Raw genomic sequence first — 15,302 nt, forward strand, 5'->3', positions numbered from 1 at the left:
CTGCCGGGCGGTGCGTAGGCCCGGCGGGGGCCCTGCGCCGCCGCCGCACCCGGTGCTACCGCTTCACCGCCCGCAGGACCACGAACTTCGGGTTCACCCCGGGGCCGCCGCCCGTACTTCCGTGCTTCCGCCGGTTCCCGCGCCCCGTCAGAGGAGCAGTACGCAGGAGGGACTCGCCACCTCCAGGGGCGGCCCCAGCGGGCGCAGCCGGCCGCTGGACGGATCGAGGCGGAACTGGCTGACCGACTGGCCCGCCTGGTTCGCCGCGTAGACGAAGCGGTCCGAGAGGTCCAGTGCGATGTCGCGCGGCCAGCGGGTGCCGGGAGCCTTGGCCGTGACCGGCTGCGATTCGAGCAGGGTGAGCGTGCGGCCGGCGCCGCCGACCCGGAAGGTCTCCACCGTGTCGAGGCCGCGGTCGGTGGTGACCAGCAGCCCGGCGTCGCGGGTGAGGTGCAGCGCGGAGGGCGCGTTGCGCGGATCGAGGCCGAGCGGGGCGACCGAGGCGTGCGAGACGGGGCGCAGCCTTCCGGTGTCCTGGTCGTAGGTCAGGACGGTGACCGAGTGGCCGAGCTCGTTGGTGACGTACGCGAGCCGCCCCGAGGGGTGGAAGACGAGGTGGCGGGGGCCGGTGCGGCGGCCGACGAGCGTCCGGTGGGCGAGCGTCAGCCGGCCGGTGCGGGCGTCGAAGTCGTAGACGTGGATGTGGTCGTCGCCCTTGTCGGGCACGAGCACCCGGCTGCCCGCCGGGTCGAAGGCGATCATGTGCGGGTGGGGGCCGCGCTGTTCCACGGGGTGCGGGCCGCTGCCCCGGTGGCGTACCACGTGGACGGCTTCGCCGAGCTCGCCGCCCGCGCCCAGCGGAAGGACCGCGAGGTGCCCGGAGTCGTAGTTGGCGGTGAGCAGGAAGCGCCCCGCCGGGTGGACGGCGAGATGGACCGGGGCCGCGCCGCGGCTGGAGCGGGGGCGGCCGAGCGGGAGGAGCCGTCCGGCGTCGATCCGGTAGGCGTGGATCGCGCCAGTGGCCCCGCCGGGGAGCTGGCTGACCGCGTACAGCACGCGGCGGTCCGGGGAGAGCGTGAGGAAGGAGGGGTTCTCGATCCCCCGCCGCCAGCCGGTGAGTTCCAGCCGGCCGTCCGCGCCGACGGCCGCGATCCCGATGCCGGGAAGGCCGGGGAGGCCGTACTCGCCGATGGTGAACCCCCCGATGTACGCCCGCCGGGCCCGCGGTCGCGGGTCACTGCCGGCGGCGGCGCTCGCGCCGGTCCAGCCGAGGGCGGCCAGGGCTCCGGCCGCGCCCATGGAAAGGACGCGGCGTCTGCTGTACGGCGAATTCATACGGATGCTCCGAAGACGAGTCCCGGCGAGAACAGGACGGCGAGTCCGCCGGCGCCCAGCGCGAGCAGCACCTGCCACCCGCCGCGCAGCCCGCGGACGCGGGGGCTGCGCCGGGCCAGGGCCAGCACCGCGGCGCCCGCGGCCCAGGCGGGCAGCGCGAGGCGCAGCGAGAGCTCGCCGGTGAACAGCAGCCCGGCGCGCGGGCTGATGCACTCGGTGGCCGTGCACACCGCGCCGTGGACCGGTGAGGCCCCCGCGAGGCCCGCGGTCAGGGCGATCAGGGGCACGACGGCGCCGAGGAGGGTGAGCCATACGTACGGAGCGAGTCCGGTACCGCGCCGGGGCCGCCGGCCGGTGAGGGCGAGCGCGGCGAGGGCGGGCACCCAGCCGAGCGCGACCCCGAAGAGACCGGCGTGCGCGGCCTCGGCGAGCGCGTTCCAGACCGTCTCCGGCCGGAGGGGTTCCAGCACCAGCACCAGCAGGCCGGCGGCGGCGGCGAGCCCGGCGGCCGTATGGGCCCAGGTACGGGCGAAGGAGGGGGCGCCGGCCCGCGCGATCAGGACACCGGCGATCGTGAGCAGCAGCACGGGCGGGCCCGCGGTCACCCCCCAGGGCAGCGGGAACCACGCCGCGCCGGCCCCGAGGGGACTGGACCAGGCCCCCCAGTCCCCGAAGAGGGCGGCCAGTACGGCGGTGACGCCGGCGGCGACGGCCCCGGCGGCTCCGGAGTCCTGCCCCGCGGCGGGCTCCGCCCCGTCTCCGGCTCCGGCCACGGCGGGCGCGGGGCCGGAGACGGCGGGCGCCGGCCCGGCCCCGGGCTTCCGGGGCCGGGGGCGTCCGGGGCCCGGCACGGTGACCGTGGGCCCGGACGCCCGGGAATCGGGGCGGAGCGGGGTCATCGCAGGGCCCCGGCCCTGGAGTCGGCGGACCGGTCGGCCTGCGGCGCCAGGGGGGCCGGGTCCGATTCGCGGATGCCGTACTTGGACCACCAGCGGGCCAGCGGCGCCGGGGCCCACCAGGCCCACTTGCCCATCAGCGCCATCGTGGCCGGCACCAGCAGGGCCCGTACGATCGTGGCGTCGACGATCACCGCGATCACCAGGCCCACGCCGATCATCTTCATGAAGAGGATCGACGAGGTCATGAAGCCGCCGACCACCACGACCAGCAGGAGCGCCGCGCTCGTGATGATCTTCGCGGTGCGCTGGACGCCCAGCGCGACCGACTCGACCGGGTCGCCGCTGACCTCCCATTCCTCGCGGACCCGGGAGAGCAGGAACACCTCGTAGTCCATGGCGAGGCCGAAGGCGATCGCGATGATCAGCACCGGGAAGTTGGCGTCCACCGCGCCGATGGCCTCGAAGCCGAGGAGCCCGGACAGGTTCCCGTCCTGGAAGATCCACTTGATCGCGCCGAAGGCGGCGAGCAGCGACAACAGGTTGAGGATCACGGACTTGAGCGGCAGGAGCAGCGAGCCGAAGGCCAGGAAGAGGACCAGGAAGGAGACGACGGCCACGAACAGGGCCATCCAGGGCAGGCGTTCGCCGATCATGTCGACGATGTCGACGCGGGAGGCGGGCATGCCGGTGACCTGGGCCGTGGTGGCGCCTTCGGGCGGCGCGACCGCCCGTACGTCACGGACCATGTCGTTCGACTGCGCCGACATGGGGTCGGGCGTGTAGCGCAGGGTGACGCGCGCGTCGTTGCCCTCGACCGCGGTGGTGCGCGCCTCGGAGATGCCGTCGACGGCGGCCAGCTTCTGCGCGTACGCGTCGATTCCGTCGCGCTGCGGCTGCGCGGGGCCGTCGAAGCGTACGACCGCGGTCATGATCTGGGCGGGGTTGACGTCGAAGTCCTGGCTCAGCTGCTTGCTCACCACCTTCGCGTCGGCGTTGGACGGCAGCACCCACTCCCCCGGGCGCGCCCAGTTGACGCCGAGCAGCGGGGCACCGAGGCCGACGAGGACGGCGACGATCGCGAGCGTGGACAGCAGCGGCTTGCGCATCACGGCGTGGGCGGTGCGGTACCAGCGGCCCTGCGTCTCGGCCACGGGGGCCCGGCGGCGGCCGCCGGGCAGCGGGATGCGCCACTTGTCGATGCGGTGGCCGGTGTAGCGCAGCAGGGCGGGCAGGAGGGTGAGCGAGCCGACGACCGCGAAGGCGACCACGGCCACGGCCGCGTACCCCATGGAGCTGAGGAAGCGGGACGGGAACAGCGCCAGGCCCGCGAAGGAGATGGCGACGGCGAGGCCGGAGAAGGCGACGGTGCGGCCGGCGGTGGCGGTGGCGCGGTGCACGGCGGTGTCCACGTCGGCGCCCGCGTGCAGTTCCTCGCGGTAGCGGTTGACCAGGAAGAGCGCGTAGTCGATGGCCAGGCCCAGGCCGAGGATGGTGATGACGTTGATGACGGTGCTGGAGATCTCGGTGAACATCGTCAGGACGCGCAGCACGACGAAGGAGCCCAGGGCGACGAACGTACCGACGGCGAGCGGCAGCAGCGCCGCCACCGCGCTGCGGAAGATGAGGACGAGCAGCACCAGCAGGATCGGCACGGAGAGCATCTCGGCCCGTGCGATGTCCGAGCCGGTGAGGGAGTTGACCTGCTCGGTCATGGCGGCGACACCGCCGTAACGGACCGTCACGCCCGGCGCCTCGAAGGACTCCTTGATCTCGGCGAGCGACTCGACCTGCTCCTGGTCCACGTCCGAGGTGAACTGCACGGTGGCGTACGTCGCGTGCCGGTCCTCGGAGACGTACGCGGCCTTGTCCTGCGAGCCGGGCTCCCAGAACGAGTTCAGCCGCTCGATGTCCTCGCGCGGCACGCCGGCGAGCGCCTTGCTCACACCGTCGGAGAAGGCGGGGTCGTCGACGGTGCGTTCCTTGTCCTCGTACAGGACGATCAGGTCGTTCGACTCCCGGCCGAGCGGTCCGTCGAGCACCTTGTCGGCGGCGACGGACTCGCTGGCCGGGTCGTCGAAGCCGGCACCGCCGGTGAAGGAACCGAACACACCGGTTCCCCATACGCCGGCGAACAGCGTGAAGACCACTGCCGCGACGACGACCCATTTACGGCGTCGCGCGGTGAACTTGCCAAGGGCGGCAAACATTTCTTTCCTCCGTTGGTACGAGACGGCCCGGCGCGCGGGGGGCGCCGCTCGTCCGGTCATTCGGCGGCCGCGAGCTCGGCGCTGCGAGACCGCGGTCCGGGGGGCGGGCCTCCCGCCGCGGGCTTCTGCCGCGGGCGGCGGATCAGCAGCGCGGCGACAGCGCCGAGCGCGACCACGAGGGCGCCGAACCACAGGGCGGGCTGCAGACCGGCGGTGAACGCGGCCGCTCCGGCCTGCGGTCCGTCCGCCACGTGGCCGGCCGAGCCGTGGGTGAACACCGTCGTCAGTACGGCGATGCCGAGCGCTCCGCCGAACTCCCGGACGGTGTTGTTCACGCCGGACGCCGTGTTGTGCTCGCTCTCTTCCACGGAGGCGATCACGGTGGCGGGGTTGGCGGCGAAGACCAGGCCCATGCCGACGCCCGCCAGCACCATGGGGATCACCATCGCCGCGTACGGCAGTCCGGGGCTGAGGACCAGCGCGAACCAGGCCAGGCCGACGGCCTGCAGACCGCAGCCCAGCGCCTGGAGGACTCCGCCGCCGACCCGGTCCACCAGCAGGCTCGCCAGGGGCACCACCGCCATGGGCGCCGCGGTCCAGGGCAGGGTGCGCAGGCCGGCCTCGAAGGGCGAGTAGCCCATCGGGCCCTGCATGAACTGCGCGAGGAAGAAGATGGAGCCGAAGACTCCGAAGTACATGGCCAGGGAAACCGCGTTGCTGAGCAGGAAGGCGGGGAGCCGGTACATGCGCAGCGGCACGAGCGGGCGGCTCGTGCGGCGCTCCCAGGCGACGAAGCCGGCCAGCAGCGCGGCGGCGGCCACCAGGCCGAGCAGGGCGCCCGGGCGGCTCCAGCCGTGCTCCGCGGCCTGTACGACGCCCCATACGGCGGCGACCACGGCCCCGGCGACGAGCGTCATCCCGGGGACGTCGAGGTGCCGTTGGGCGCCCCGGCTCTCCTTGAGGGCCCAGAGCGCCAGCGGAACGGCGATCACGCCCACCGGGACGTTGATCCAGAAGATCCAGCTCCAGTCCAGACCCTCCGTCACGAGGCCGCCGGCCAGCGGGCCGAACGCGATGCCGAGCCCGTTGACCCCGCCCCAGACCCCCACCGCCAGGTTGCGCCGCTTCTCCGTGACGGCGGCCACCGCCAGCGTCAGCGAGACCGGCAGGATCATGGCGGCGCCCGCGCCCTGCGCCACCCGCGCGGCGACCAGCGCACCGATGGAGCCCGCGAGGGCGCAGGCGGCGGAGGCGGCGGTGAACAGCACGATGCCCCAGACGAACACCCGGCGGCGGCCGATGCGGTCGCCCAGCGCGGCGCCGGCCAGCAGCAGGCCCGCGAAAGGCAGCACATAGCCGTTCACGACCCATTGGAGCTCGGGCTGGGTGGTGCGGAAATCACGGGCGATGTCCACCAGCGCGTTGGTGACGACGAGGTTGTCGAGCGACACCATGAACATGGGGACCGATGTGGCCAGGAGTGCCCACAGCACCGCTGAATTCTTGTGCGACACGTCAGCCTCAAGCTTCCTTTTCTCAGCAGAGCGACTCGGCAGAGCGGCAATGCGAGCATTTCAGGGGCGAAGAGAGAGGGATATTCACGCGAGGTGGAATCCCTCATGTCTCTTTGGAGACAGGAGCGTTCGCGGCGGCGGGCACCGCGGTACGCCGCTGGGCGAGCCAGGCGACCGCGCCCACCGCCAGCGAGAGCCCGAGTCCGAGGGCGACCGAGACGACCGGGTCGTCGCTCATCGCGCCGCCGAAGTAGCCGACGCCCACCGAGTACGCCGCCCAGACCGCCTCCGCCAGGGCCGCGCCGATCGCGAACTTGTGGGCGGGGTAACCCGCGGCGCCCGCCGCGAGGCCGCCGAGCAGCCGTCCGCTCGGCAGGAAGCGCACGCCGACCACGAACGGGATGCCGCCGCGCTGTATGCGCCCGGAGGCCCAGTCGAAGAGCTCGCCCTGGCGCTTGCGGGAGGCCATGCGGCGGCGTACCGATCCCCCCGCCGACCAGCCGAAACGGTGGATCAGGAGGTCGCCGAGCAGGGCGCTGCCGGCCACCGAGAGGAGCACCAGGGTCAGTGACATCTCGCCCCGGGCGGCGAGCATCCCGCCGGTGACCAGGAGCGCGGCGTTGGGCAGCAGCGGCGGCAGCGTCGTGATCGCGAGGATCGCGTACGCCCAGCAGGCCGCTCCGGCCATGCGGGCCGTCAGCCCGGAAGTGACGTCGATCCATGCCACGAGCGATGCGAAGTCCATGGTCAGCCCCTCATGCCGCCGCTTACGGAGGCCCTCAAGTCGGGTGGCGCAATGCTCCTTTGGAAACATCTGCCGGATCGTTGGTGGGTCATGACCCCTGGTCACAGGCCCACTAGCGTCGGTGTCGCGGTCCGGAGGGCGCGGGTACCGGCAACTCCTCAACAACCATAACTTACGCTATCGATAGTTGCACTATCACTTTCGGCGCAGCACCACGGTGCCGCCGTGCGCACCGAGGGGTGCGGCCCCATGACGCAGGAGAGGCCATGACGGACGTGACGCTGTTCTTCAGGGAGTTCGCCCGGACCCGCCGGGACACCGGGGCCATCGCCCCCAGCAGCCCACTGCTCGCCAGAGCCCTGACCCGTTACGTGGTGCCCTCCGCCGACCGGCCGCGCGCGGTACTCGAGGTCGGCCCGGGGACGGGCGCCGTGACCAAGCACATCGCCGCCTCGCTCGGCCGGCTGGACACCCTCGACCTCGTCGAGGCGAATCCGCGCTTCGCCGCCCTGCTGGCTCGCACCTACCGCCACGAGGAGCGGCTGCGGCTGCTGACCGGCCTGGTGCAGGAGCACGAGCTCGGCTCGTACGACACGATCGTGTGCGGCCTGCCGTTCGCCAACTTCGACGCGGCGACCGCGCAGGACATCTTCGACCGGCTGATCGGCGCCCTGCGCCCCGGCGGCACCCTGTCGTTCTTCGCCTACGCCGGGGTGCCGCCGCTGCGCAGGGCGTTCACCCGGGGCGCGGCGCGCGAACGGACGCTCGCGGTGCAGGCCGTGGTGGGCCGGACGCTGCGCGACCACGCCTTCCGCACCGAGACGGTGCTGGGCAACCTGCCGCCGGCCCGGGTGCACCACCTGGCGCCGCTGGCCAGCACGGCGTACATCGGCTGATTCCCGCGCCGTCCTCCGACGGACGGCAGGCGGCAGGCGGGCCGGGCAGCAGGCGGACGGACGGACGGGCCGGGGTTCCGGCCGCGGGTCAGGCGGAGTGCGGCCGCTGCTGCACCCGCTGGGAAGCGTCCTCCTGGGCGATCCTGCGCAGGGCCGCCATCGCGGCGTCGCCCAGGACCGTACCGAGCACCGCGCTCTCCACCTTGCCGTCGGTGCTGGGCACCTGCGCCAGGACGGCCAGCTCGGCGGTGGCCAGCCCGGCGGCCGCCTCGGCGTACCCGTCGAGCAGGGTCAGCAGATCGCCCCGGTCGAGGTCCCGGTACGTCAGCACGATCTGGACCAGCGCCTTCCATCCCGGGTTGTCCGGCTTCGTCACCCAGCCGTGGCGCCGTACCAGGTCGGCGACCTCGCGCTCCGCCCGCTCCCACTCCTCCTCGGTGCCGCGGTCCGTCGTGATCCTGGTGACCGCGGACTGGGCGGCGCCGAGCATGCCGTGGACCGTGCGGGCCGGGGAGTCGACCTCGGCGAGCACCTCGCGGGCGGCCACGATGGACAGGCCGCCGACCTCCAGCATCGCGCGGACGAGCTTCAGCCTGCGCACGTGCGCGTCGGCGTACTGCACCTGGTTCGGGCTGGTGCGCTCACCGGCAGGCAGCAGCCCCTCCCGCAGGTAGTACTTGATGGTCGGAACCGGAATTCCGGTGCGCCGCGCCAGCTCTCCTATACGCATCCCCCGAGCATAACCGGACCCGCAACCCGCCCGGCCCCCTCGGGAATTCCCCCTCTTTTATCGCGCTTGAATTCGCGCTCGACCCCGGCTCCATCCGGCGCTGCGAGGCTCTCCGTACCGGTACCCGATTCCAAAGGAACAGGTATGACAACACAAACGGCCCCGGAGATTCCTTCGGCACCCGTCGAGCTCAGTTACGGACGCACCGTCGACCGCTCGCTGGTGCACCGGGCCGCGGTGTCCGAGGTCTTCGTCACGGACATCCTCCCGCTGGCCCTCAAGAAGGTGCGCGCAGCGGTGCAGCTACCGCTCATCCACGGCTACTACAGCGACCATCTGCAGCGGCCCGCCCTGTACGACGCCCTGCTGCTGCTGGAATCGGGACGGCAGGCGGCCATCGCCGGTTCGCACACCCACATCGGCCTCTCCGAGGGCACCACGATGATCGTCGACTCCTTCCGGCTGTCCCTGACCGGGCTCAAGGAGCTGCTGATCGGGCCCGAGCCCGGCCGGCTGCGCATCGACACCGACTACATCGGCCGGCCCACCCGGCGCGGCCGCTACCGCAAGGGCAAGGTCGCCCAGCGCTTCTACATCGGGGACGCCGAGGTGGGGGAGCACGAGATGGACGTGCTCTTCATCAACCAGCACGAGAACGAGGTGCTCCGGCACGCCCAGCGCGGCACGCCGGCCCCCCTCACCTCCGACTTCCCCGACCAGGGACCGGGCGCCGACGGCTCCCGGCAGGTCGAACCGGCCCGGGTGGGCCGCGGCAACCCGCTCAACGTCGTGCTGTCCCACGCCGAGAGCTCCCCCGCCGAAGTGACCGCCCAGGTCACCCCGTGGTTCGCCAACCGGGGGCTGTTCGACCACGTCTACGACCACCTGCCGGCCATGACCCTCGTCGAGGCCGCCCGGCAGCTGTCGTTCCTGGCGGTGGACGAGTCGCTGTCGACGTACGCCGTCGGCTTCGAGGCCCGGTTCTCCCGCTTCGCCGAACTGGACGAGACGGTACGGGCCTCCGCGCCCCGGCCGCGCCTCGACGGCGGCCGCGGCGAAGTGCCGGTCCGCTTCCTCCAGGGCGACGCCGAGATCGCCCGGGTGACCGTGACCCTCGCCTCCGGGAGTGAGCTGTGAGCACCGAACGCCTGGCCGTCTGGACCGACTTCGGCGGCGTACTGACCCCGTCCATCGCCCACACCATGGGCACCTTCTGCGCCGGCCAGGGGCTCGACCCCGCGGTGCTCCAGCAGGCGCTGGGGAAGGTGACGGCCCGGTACGGCACCACCGACATCATGGAGCCGATCGACACCCCCCTCGTGAGCGAGGAGGAGTGGCTCGGCCAGGTCTCCGACGTGCTCGCGGCCGATCACGGCGTGCACGGCGTGCGGCTGACGACCCTCGCCGACGCCTGGTTCGACGGCCGCGAGACGAACCTCGCCTGGGTCGCGGAGCTGCGCAAGGCGCGCGAGCGCGGCGCCTTCGTCGGGATGCTCTCCAACATGGTGCCGACCTGGGACGCGCACTGGCGCCGCATGGTCGACCCGGACGAGCTCTTCGACGACGTACTCCTGTCCTTCGAGGTCGGCCACCGCAAGCCGTCGCCCGGCATGTTCGCGCTCGCCGCCGAGCGGGCGGGGGTGCCGGCCGAGCGCTGCGTGCTCGTCGACGACCTCGCGCACAACTGCGCGGGAGCCGAGGCGGCCGGCTGGACCGCCGTCCACTTCACCGAAACCGCGGCGGCGGCGGAGCGGCTCGACGAGCTGCTGTCGGCTGCGGACACCTCACACGCCTCAGCAGCCGTAGCTGCCTCGCAAGCCGCAGAAGGGAACTGATTCCGTGAGCCGTTCCGTGCTCATCACCGGCGGGAACCGGGGCATCGGCCTCGCCACCGCCCGCGTTTTCGCCGCCCAGGGCGACAAGGTCACCGTGACCTACCGCACGGGTGAGCCGCCCGAGGGGCTGTTCGGCGTGCGCTGCGACGTGACGGACCCCGTCTCCGTCCGCCGCGCCGTCGACGAGGCCCGCAGCCAGCACGGTCCCATCCAGGTGCTGGTCTCCAACGCCGGGATCACCCGCGACCAGCTGCTGGTCGGCATGGAGGACGAGGACTTCCGCAGCGTCATCGAGACCAACCTGATGTCCGCCGTCACGGTGGCCAAGGAGGCCGTCCCGGACATGCTCAAGGCCCGCTGGGGCCGCGTGGTGTTCATGACGTCGATGAGCGCGCTGGCCGGCGCCCCCGGCCAGACCAACTACGCGGCGTCCAAGGCCGGCCTGATCGGTTTCGGCCGCTCGCTCGCCCGTGAGGTGGGCAAGCGGAACGTCACGGTCAACATGGTCTCGCCCGGCCTGATCGAGACCGACATGGTCAAGGACGTCACCGACGCCCGCCGCGAGCACGTCCTCGGCCAGACCTCCCTGTTCCGGGCCGGCCGGCCCGACGAGGTCGCCCACGTCGTGCGCTTCCTCGCCAGCGAGGAGGCGTCGTACGTCACCGCCGGGATCATCCCGGTCACCGGCGGTCTCGGCGTCGGCCACTGATACCCCCCGCACCACCCCTCCCAAGAAAGGAAACCCATGTCCAACGCCACCGTGCTGGAGATCGCCCAGCAGATGGGCAAGATCTTCAACGACCTGGACGAGAAGGTCGCCCACGAGCTCGTCGCCCCGGACTTCGTCGACTACGAGGCCCCGCCCGGCACCCCCGGCGGCCCCGGCGGCTACCTCGGCACCGCCCGCTGGATGAACAGCGTGTTCTCCGAGGCCGCCTGGGACCACATCGACAGCTTCGCGGACGGCGACAAGGCCGTCATCCGGGTCCGGTTCACCGGCATCCACACCGGCAACTTCCTCGGCTTCGAGGGCACCGGCAACAAGGTGGACGTCGAGCACATCCACATCTACCGCGTCGGTGACGACGGCCTCGTCCACGAGCACTGGGCCTGCCGCCAGGACCTGTTCCTGCTCGCGCAGATCGGCGCCGTCGAGCTGAAGCTGCCGCCCGCCGGCACCCAGGCCTGACCGGCCCCGCGCCGCGGAGCACCACGGAGAAGACCGCCGGCCCCCTCGGGGACCGGCGGTCTTCTCCGTGCGTGCGCGCTTTCCCCGCGGGCCCTACGCGGACACCGTCCGGGCGCCCGGCGCCAGTACGGCCCGGGTCCGCGCCAGCACCTTCGCCGCGCCGCAGCGCACCGTCAGGTCGACGCGCACCGAACCGTCCGCCCGGACCTCGCCGACCGTGCCCTCGACGGTGAGCTCCACCCCGTCGGCGGTGTCGGGCACCAGCACGGGACGGCTGAACCGGGTGCTGTACTCGCTGACGGCCACGCCCTCGCCCGCCCAGTCGGTGACGGCGGTGGCCACCAGGCCCATGCTGAGCATGCCGTGCGCGATGACGCCGGGCAGTCCGACGGCCGCGGCGCGGGAGTCCGACCAGTGGATGGGGTTGTGGTCGCCGGAGGCGGCGGCGTAACGCACCAGATCAGCGCGGGTGATGCGGAAGGTGCGGGTGGGAATCCTCTCGCCGGCGGCCGTCATCGCCCACCTCGCGAGACGAGTGTCGACGTCGTGACGCACACCGGCGCCCCGCCGTCCGCCTCGCGGATGTGGCCGCGCAGGGTCACGACGTCGTTGCCGTCGACGGTGTCCGCGGCGACCACCTCGACGGTGACGGTGAGCCGGTCGCCGGACCTGACCGGGCGCACCGATTCGAACCGCTGGTCGCGGTGGACCACGCGGGAGAAGTCGAAGCCGAAGCCGGGGTCGTCCACCACCTGCTTCTCGGCGTGCATCGACAGCACGATGGGGAAGGTCGGGGGCGCGGTGCGCCCGTCGCCGGGGTCGGAGCCGACCGCGAGCGCGAACTCACGGATCTTCTCGCGGCCGACTTCGTAGGGTTCGGTGGGCGGGTAACTCCGCCCGGTGTACGCCGTGTTCATGGGACAGGGGTCCTTGTCTTCAGTCGGACGGGGAAATCGGGCGGGGAAACATGCAGCGGCGCCCGTGGGGGGAAATCACGGGCGCCGCTGCTGTCCGGTGGGGGCCGGGCTGGACCGGGGTGGTCCGGGGTGGTCCGGGGATCCGGGGATCCGGGGCGGTCAACGAAGCGGGCTGCGCACCACCATCGCGGCCGCGTTTCCGTCCCGGCCGACCGAGGTGACCAGCGCGTACTCCCGCTCGGCCGGCGGTTCGGCCTGCCACAGGCCGAGCAGGGCGGCGAGCTGCATCGCACCACTGGCGCTGTACGTCTCACCGAGCACATCGGCGACCCGTACGGTGCGCGGCAGCTCGCCACCACCCAGCGCGGTCCGCACACCGCGCTCCTCGATCCGCTCCAGACCACGGTGGTGGACGGCGCCGAGGGAGACGACGGCCACCTCCTCCGGGCGGACCCCACTGCGGTCCAGGGCGCGGGTGACGGCCCCGGACAGGCCGTCGGCGTAGTCCCGCGCGTCGGCCGAGAAGCGCACCTCGCAGGCGAGCAGTTCGGCCAGTACGTCCGCGTCGTCCGCCGGTGCCTCCCGCTGCACCGTGAACACCGCACAGCCCTCGCCGAGCGCCGCCCGCTCCTTCAGCACTCCGGTCCGGTGCCAGGCCCAGGCCGCGGGGGCGCCGATCTCCTCTGCGCCGCCCACCAGCAGCCGGTCGACGCGGTCGAGCGTGAGAGCGAGACGCGCGTGCCGGAAGGCCAGCAGCGAGGCGGTCTGGCCGCCGGCCACCGTGGCGTTGAGGCCGCGCAGCCCGTTGCGGATGGCGACCTGTCCGGCGGCGCAGTTCATCACCGTGTTCGGGAACTGGCCCGGGTTGACCAGGTACGGCTTGTCCAGGGTCAGCGTGTCGTGCAGCAGGGTGCTGTGGCTGGACACGGAACCGGTGTTGGTCGCCAGTACGACGCCGGTACGGTCCCCCGCGACCTCGGCGGCGTCCATGCCCTCGATGGCCTCCTTGCAGGCCACCAGGCCGAAGGAGGTGAGCCGGTCCAGGTACTTGGTGCCCTTGCGGCCCAGGTGCGCCTTCACGTCGAAGCCGTTGACGGCCCGGACCGGGCGGGGCGGGTACGCGGCCCCGTCCTCGCCGGCCGGCTCCTCGGCCGGCGAGGCTCCGTCGCGCAGCAGCCCGGCGAGCGCGGCCAGGCCGTGGCCGGCCGAGGACACGACGCCGGCGCTGGTGACGTAGAGCGGCCGGGTGGCCGTCCGTGTCGCGGCCGCGGCCGCTGTGGCGGTCGCCGTGGTCACGAAACCCTCCCGAGGATGGTGATGACGTTGTTGCCGCCGAACGCGAACCCGTGGTTCTGCACGATGTCCAGGCGGGCCTCGCGGCCGGTGCCCGGTACGCAGTCCACGCCGTCGCCCAGCGCGGGGTCCGCCTCGGTGACGTTGGCCGTGGGCGGCAGGAAGTCCTGCTCCAGCGCCTTGCAGCAGGCGATCGCGCCGAAGCCGCTGGCCGCGCCCATGGTGTGGCCGAGCATCGACTTGATGGAGCTGATCGGCGGTATACGGCCGCCGAAGACCTCGCGGGCGGCGGCCACTTCGGTCGAGTCGTTGGTCGGGGTGCCCGTGCCGTGGGCGCAGATGTAGTCGATCTGCTCCGGCTCGACACCTGCGTTGCGGTGCGCGGCACGGATGCACGCGGCGATGCTGGCCGCGTCGGGGTGCACCATGTGCGCGGCGTCGCAGTTGGCGGCGTACCCGAGGATCTCCGCGTAGATACGGGCCCCGCGCTCCCGTGCGTGCTCCAGTGTCTCCAGGAGCAGTACGGCGCCGCCCTCGCCGGTGAGGATGCCGGTGCGGTCGGCGGCGAAGGGGCGCGGCAGGTCCTCGGCCATGGCGCCGAGCGCGTAGAAACCGGCGTGGGTGAGCCGGTTGACGGCGTCCGCGCCGCCCGCCAGCATCACGTCCGCCTCACCGCTGCGCACCAGGTCGTAGGCGTAACCCAGCGCGTAGTTGCTGGCCGAGCAGGCGGTCGGGATGGTCTGGGTCTCGCCGTGCAGCCGCAGTTCGGCGCTCACCGCGTTGGCGATGCGCGAGGCCGGGGTCTGCCCGGCCAGTTCGCCGTCGATGGACTCCAGGCCGTCGGCGACCCACTGCTCGGCGAGCGCCTGGACGACGGCGGACTCACCGCTGGTGGTGCCCATGATCGCCCCGGCCCGGCCCTGCTCCAGCTGCTCCTCGCCGATCCCGGCGTCCGCGACGGCGAGCCGGGCGGCCGCGGCCGCCAGCAGACCGCTGCGGCCCCATGCCGCCGGGTCGAGGCGCTTGAGGTGGTCGGTGGGCTCGAAGTCGGTGACCTCGCCCGCCCGCCGGCGCGGGAAGCCGCTCGCGTCGAAGCTCTGGATCGGCGCGGTGCCGTCGGCGCCGGCCCGGACGGCGGACGCGAAGACGTCCGCGCCGATGCCGACCGGTGACACCGCGCCGAGCCCGGTGATGACCACCCGGCGCCGTGGCGCCGAAGGAAGTTCAGCCATGGTTGCTCTCCGCGGCGTGCTGGACAACGGCCTCGACGAGAAGGCTCAGGTTCACCAGGTCGCCGAGTTCCGTCTTGGGAATGACGACTCCCAATTCCTTCTCGATCCTGGAAACGACGGTGATGAGCGACAGCGAATCGCTGTCGTAGTCGTCGATGAAGTGGCCGCTCCCGGTGAGTTCGCCCTCCTCCAGCTCCAGCTCTTCAATGACGATCCGGCTCACCTGCTCCTGGAAGTCGGCCGCCGTTGCCACAGTCTGCTGAGTCATGCGTCTACCTCTCGTTTTTCCGCCGTCGCGGGCCGTTTCCGCTGTCGCGGGGCAAGACGAGAGGAACGTAAGCGGCCCGGAGTCCGGGCAGCAAGAGGGGCCGCACCAAAGAGACACGGCATTCCCCGAAAGTGATACCCGGCCTATTCATGAACCGCCCCCGACGCTTTTATCTGCCCTTCATACACCTTTCAAATCCTGCTGCCACCATTGCCTTGCTCGAATCGGAGGAGATTCGGCTG

The 15,302-nt window shown here is 72.5% G+C and carries 16 protein-coding genes; 5 read left to right on the forward strand and 11 right to left on the reverse strand.

Annotated features, from left to right (window positions below; translation table 11 throughout):
- Positions 1-147: 147 nt before the first annotated feature.
- From ACWD0Y_RS15565 to ACWD0Y_RS15585, 5 genes are all read right to left on the reverse strand, one after another.
- Entirely contained in the window at positions 148-1,335 is a 1,188-nt protein-coding gene (locus tag ACWD0Y_RS15565; protein WP_450260871.1) for a lactonase family protein, read from the reverse strand.
- Entirely contained in the window at positions 1,332-2,234 is a 903-nt protein-coding gene (locus ACWD0Y_RS15570) for a hypothetical protein (protein WP_450260872.1), read from the reverse strand. The genes ACWD0Y_RS15565 and ACWD0Y_RS15570 overlap by 4 nt, the downstream gene beginning before the upstream one ends.
- Positions 2,231-4,441, reverse strand: a complete 2,211-nt coding sequence (locus tag ACWD0Y_RS15575) for an MMPL family transporter (RefSeq protein WP_450260873.1) — start codon at positions 4,439-4,441, stop codon at positions 2,231-2,233. Before ACWD0Y_RS15575 ends, ACWD0Y_RS15570 begins: the two co-directional genes overlap by 4 nt.
- 56 nt (positions 4,442-4,497) lie before the next feature.
- On the reverse strand, positions 4,498-5,934 hold the full coding sequence (locus tag ACWD0Y_RS15580) for an MFS transporter (RefSeq protein ID WP_450260874.1): 1,437 nt from the start codon (positions 5,932-5,934) through the stop codon (positions 4,498-4,500).
- 124 nt (positions 5,935-6,058) lie between these two features.
- Positions 6,059-6,700 (reverse strand): DedA family protein, encoded by a 642-nt coding sequence (locus ACWD0Y_RS15585; RefSeq protein WP_450260875.1) that lies wholly within the window; start codon positions 6,698-6,700, stop codon positions 6,059-6,061.
- Positions 6,701-6,966: 266 nt separating this feature from the next.
- On the opposite strand from ACWD0Y_RS15585, the gene ACWD0Y_RS15590 reads away from it, so the two are divergent.
- A complete protein-coding gene (locus ACWD0Y_RS15590; protein ID WP_450260876.1) occupies positions 6,967-7,596 on the forward strand; it encodes a class I SAM-dependent methyltransferase in 630 nt (209 codons plus the stop codon).
- An 88-nt stretch (positions 7,597-7,684) separates the two neighbouring features.
- Here the strand turns inward: ACWD0Y_RS15590 and ACWD0Y_RS15595 are convergent, their stop codons facing one another.
- A complete protein-coding gene (locus tag ACWD0Y_RS15595; RefSeq protein WP_450260877.1) occupies positions 7,685-8,326 on the reverse strand; it encodes a MerR family transcriptional regulator in 642 nt (213 codons plus the stop codon).
- A 144-nt stretch (positions 8,327-8,470) separates the two neighbouring features.
- On the opposite strand from ACWD0Y_RS15595, the gene ACWD0Y_RS15600 reads away from it, so the two are divergent.
- The 4 genes from ACWD0Y_RS15600 to ACWD0Y_RS15615 are packed head-to-tail and all read left to right on the forward strand — an operon-like array spanning position 8,471 to position 11,350.
- On the forward strand, positions 8,471-9,463 hold the full coding sequence (locus ACWD0Y_RS15600) for an AfsA-related hotdog domain-containing protein (protein ID WP_450260878.1): 993 nt from the start codon (positions 8,471-8,473) through the stop codon (positions 9,461-9,463).
- Positions 9,460-10,161: an HAD-IA family hydrolase gene (locus ACWD0Y_RS15605; protein ID WP_450260879.1), complete on the forward strand. Its 702-nt coding sequence runs from the start codon at positions 9,460-9,462 to the stop codon at positions 10,159-10,161. The genes ACWD0Y_RS15600 and ACWD0Y_RS15605 overlap by 4 nt, the downstream gene beginning before the upstream one ends.
- Before the next feature lie 4 nt (positions 10,162-10,165).
- Positions 10,166-10,870: a 3-oxoacyl-ACP reductase FabG gene (gene fabG, locus ACWD0Y_RS15610; RefSeq protein ID WP_450260880.1), complete on the forward strand. Its 705-nt coding sequence runs from the start codon at positions 10,166-10,168 to the stop codon at positions 10,868-10,870.
- A gap of 36 nt (positions 10,871-10,906) precedes the next feature.
- Positions 10,907-11,350 (forward strand): ester cyclase, encoded by a 444-nt coding sequence (locus ACWD0Y_RS15615; protein WP_093799222.1) that lies wholly within the window; start codon positions 10,907-10,909, stop codon positions 11,348-11,350.
- 93 nt (positions 11,351-11,443) lie between these two features.
- On the opposite strand, the gene ACWD0Y_RS15620 is transcribed toward ACWD0Y_RS15615, so the two are convergent.
- The 5 genes from ACWD0Y_RS15620 to ACWD0Y_RS15640 form a co-directional block, all read right to left on the reverse strand.
- Positions 11,444-11,866 (reverse strand): MaoC/PaaZ C-terminal domain-containing protein, encoded by a 423-nt coding sequence (locus ACWD0Y_RS15620; protein WP_450260881.1) that lies wholly within the window; start codon positions 11,864-11,866, stop codon positions 11,444-11,446.
- Entirely contained in the window at positions 11,863-12,267 is a 405-nt protein-coding gene (locus ACWD0Y_RS15625; protein ID WP_450260882.1) for an FAS1-like dehydratase domain-containing protein, read from the reverse strand. The genes ACWD0Y_RS15620 and ACWD0Y_RS15625 overlap by 4 nt, the downstream gene beginning before the upstream one ends.
- A gap of 159 nt (positions 12,268-12,426) precedes the next feature.
- Positions 12,427-13,563, reverse strand: coding sequence for a beta-ketoacyl synthase N-terminal-like domain-containing protein (locus ACWD0Y_RS15630; RefSeq protein ID WP_450260883.1), 1,137 nt, complete (start codon positions 13,561-13,563; stop codon positions 12,427-12,429).
- Positions 13,560-14,792 carry a beta-ketoacyl-[acyl-carrier-protein] synthase family protein gene (locus tag ACWD0Y_RS15635; RefSeq protein ID WP_450260884.1) on the reverse strand — a complete coding sequence of 411 codons (1,233 nt, stop codon included), beginning with the start codon at positions 14,790-14,792 and terminating at the stop codon, positions 13,560-13,562. Before ACWD0Y_RS15635 ends, ACWD0Y_RS15630 begins: the two co-directional genes overlap by 4 nt.
- Positions 14,785-15,060 carry an acyl carrier protein gene (locus tag ACWD0Y_RS15640; protein WP_093799227.1) on the reverse strand — a complete coding sequence of 92 codons (276 nt, stop codon included), beginning with the start codon at positions 15,058-15,060 and terminating at the stop codon, positions 14,785-14,787. Before ACWD0Y_RS15640 ends, ACWD0Y_RS15635 begins: the two co-directional genes overlap by 8 nt.
- Positions 15,061-15,302: the final 242 nt, after the last annotated feature.

The organism is Streptomyces altiplanensis, from assembly GCF_053591575.1.

Bases quoted from the DNA above. Each gene is read 5' to 3' on its own strand.
- ACWD0Y_RS15570 (WP_450260872.1), bottom strand. From the start codon at position 2,234: ATGACCCCGCTCCGCCCCGATTCCCGGGCGTCCGGGCCCACGGTCACC.
- ACWD0Y_RS15575 (WP_450260873.1), bottom strand. From the start codon at position 4,441: ATGTTTGCCGCCCTTGGCAAGTTCACCGCGCGACGCCGTAAATGGGTC.
- ACWD0Y_RS15585 (WP_450260875.1), bottom strand. From the start codon at position 6,700: ATGGACTTCGCATCGCTCGTGGCATGGATCGACGTCACTTCCGGGCTG.
- ACWD0Y_RS15595 (WP_450260877.1), bottom strand. From the start codon at position 8,326: ATGCGTATAGGAGAGCTGGCGCGGCGCACCGGAATTCCGGTTCCGACC.
- ACWD0Y_RS15565 (WP_450260871.1), bottom strand. From the start codon at position 1,335: ATGAATTCGCCGTACAGCAGACGCCGCGTCCTTTCCATGGGCGCGGCC.
- ACWD0Y_RS15625 (WP_450260882.1), bottom strand. From the start codon at position 12,267: ATGAACACGGCGTACACCGGGCGGAGTTACCCGCCCACCGAACCCTAC.
- ACWD0Y_RS15635 (WP_450260884.1), bottom strand. From the start codon at position 14,792: ATGGCTGAACTTCCTTCGGCGCCACGGCGCCGGGTGGTCATCACCGGG.
- ACWD0Y_RS15640 (WP_093799227.1), bottom strand. From the start codon at position 15,060: ATGACTCAGCAGACTGTGGCAACGGCGGCCGACTTCCAGGAGCAGGTG.
- ACWD0Y_RS15615 (WP_093799222.1), top strand. From the start codon at position 10,907: ATGTCCAACGCCACCGTGCTGGAGATCGCCCAGCAGATGGGCAAGATC.
- ACWD0Y_RS15620 (WP_450260881.1), bottom strand. From the start codon at position 11,866: ATGACGGCCGCCGGCGAGAGGATTCCCACCCGCACCTTCCGCATCACC.
- ACWD0Y_RS15600 (WP_450260878.1), top strand. From the start codon at position 8,471: ATGACAACACAAACGGCCCCGGAGATTCCTTCGGCACCCGTCGAGCTC.
- ACWD0Y_RS15590 (WP_450260876.1), top strand. From the start codon at position 6,967: ATGACGGACGTGACGCTGTTCTTCAGGGAGTTCGCCCGGACCCGCCGG.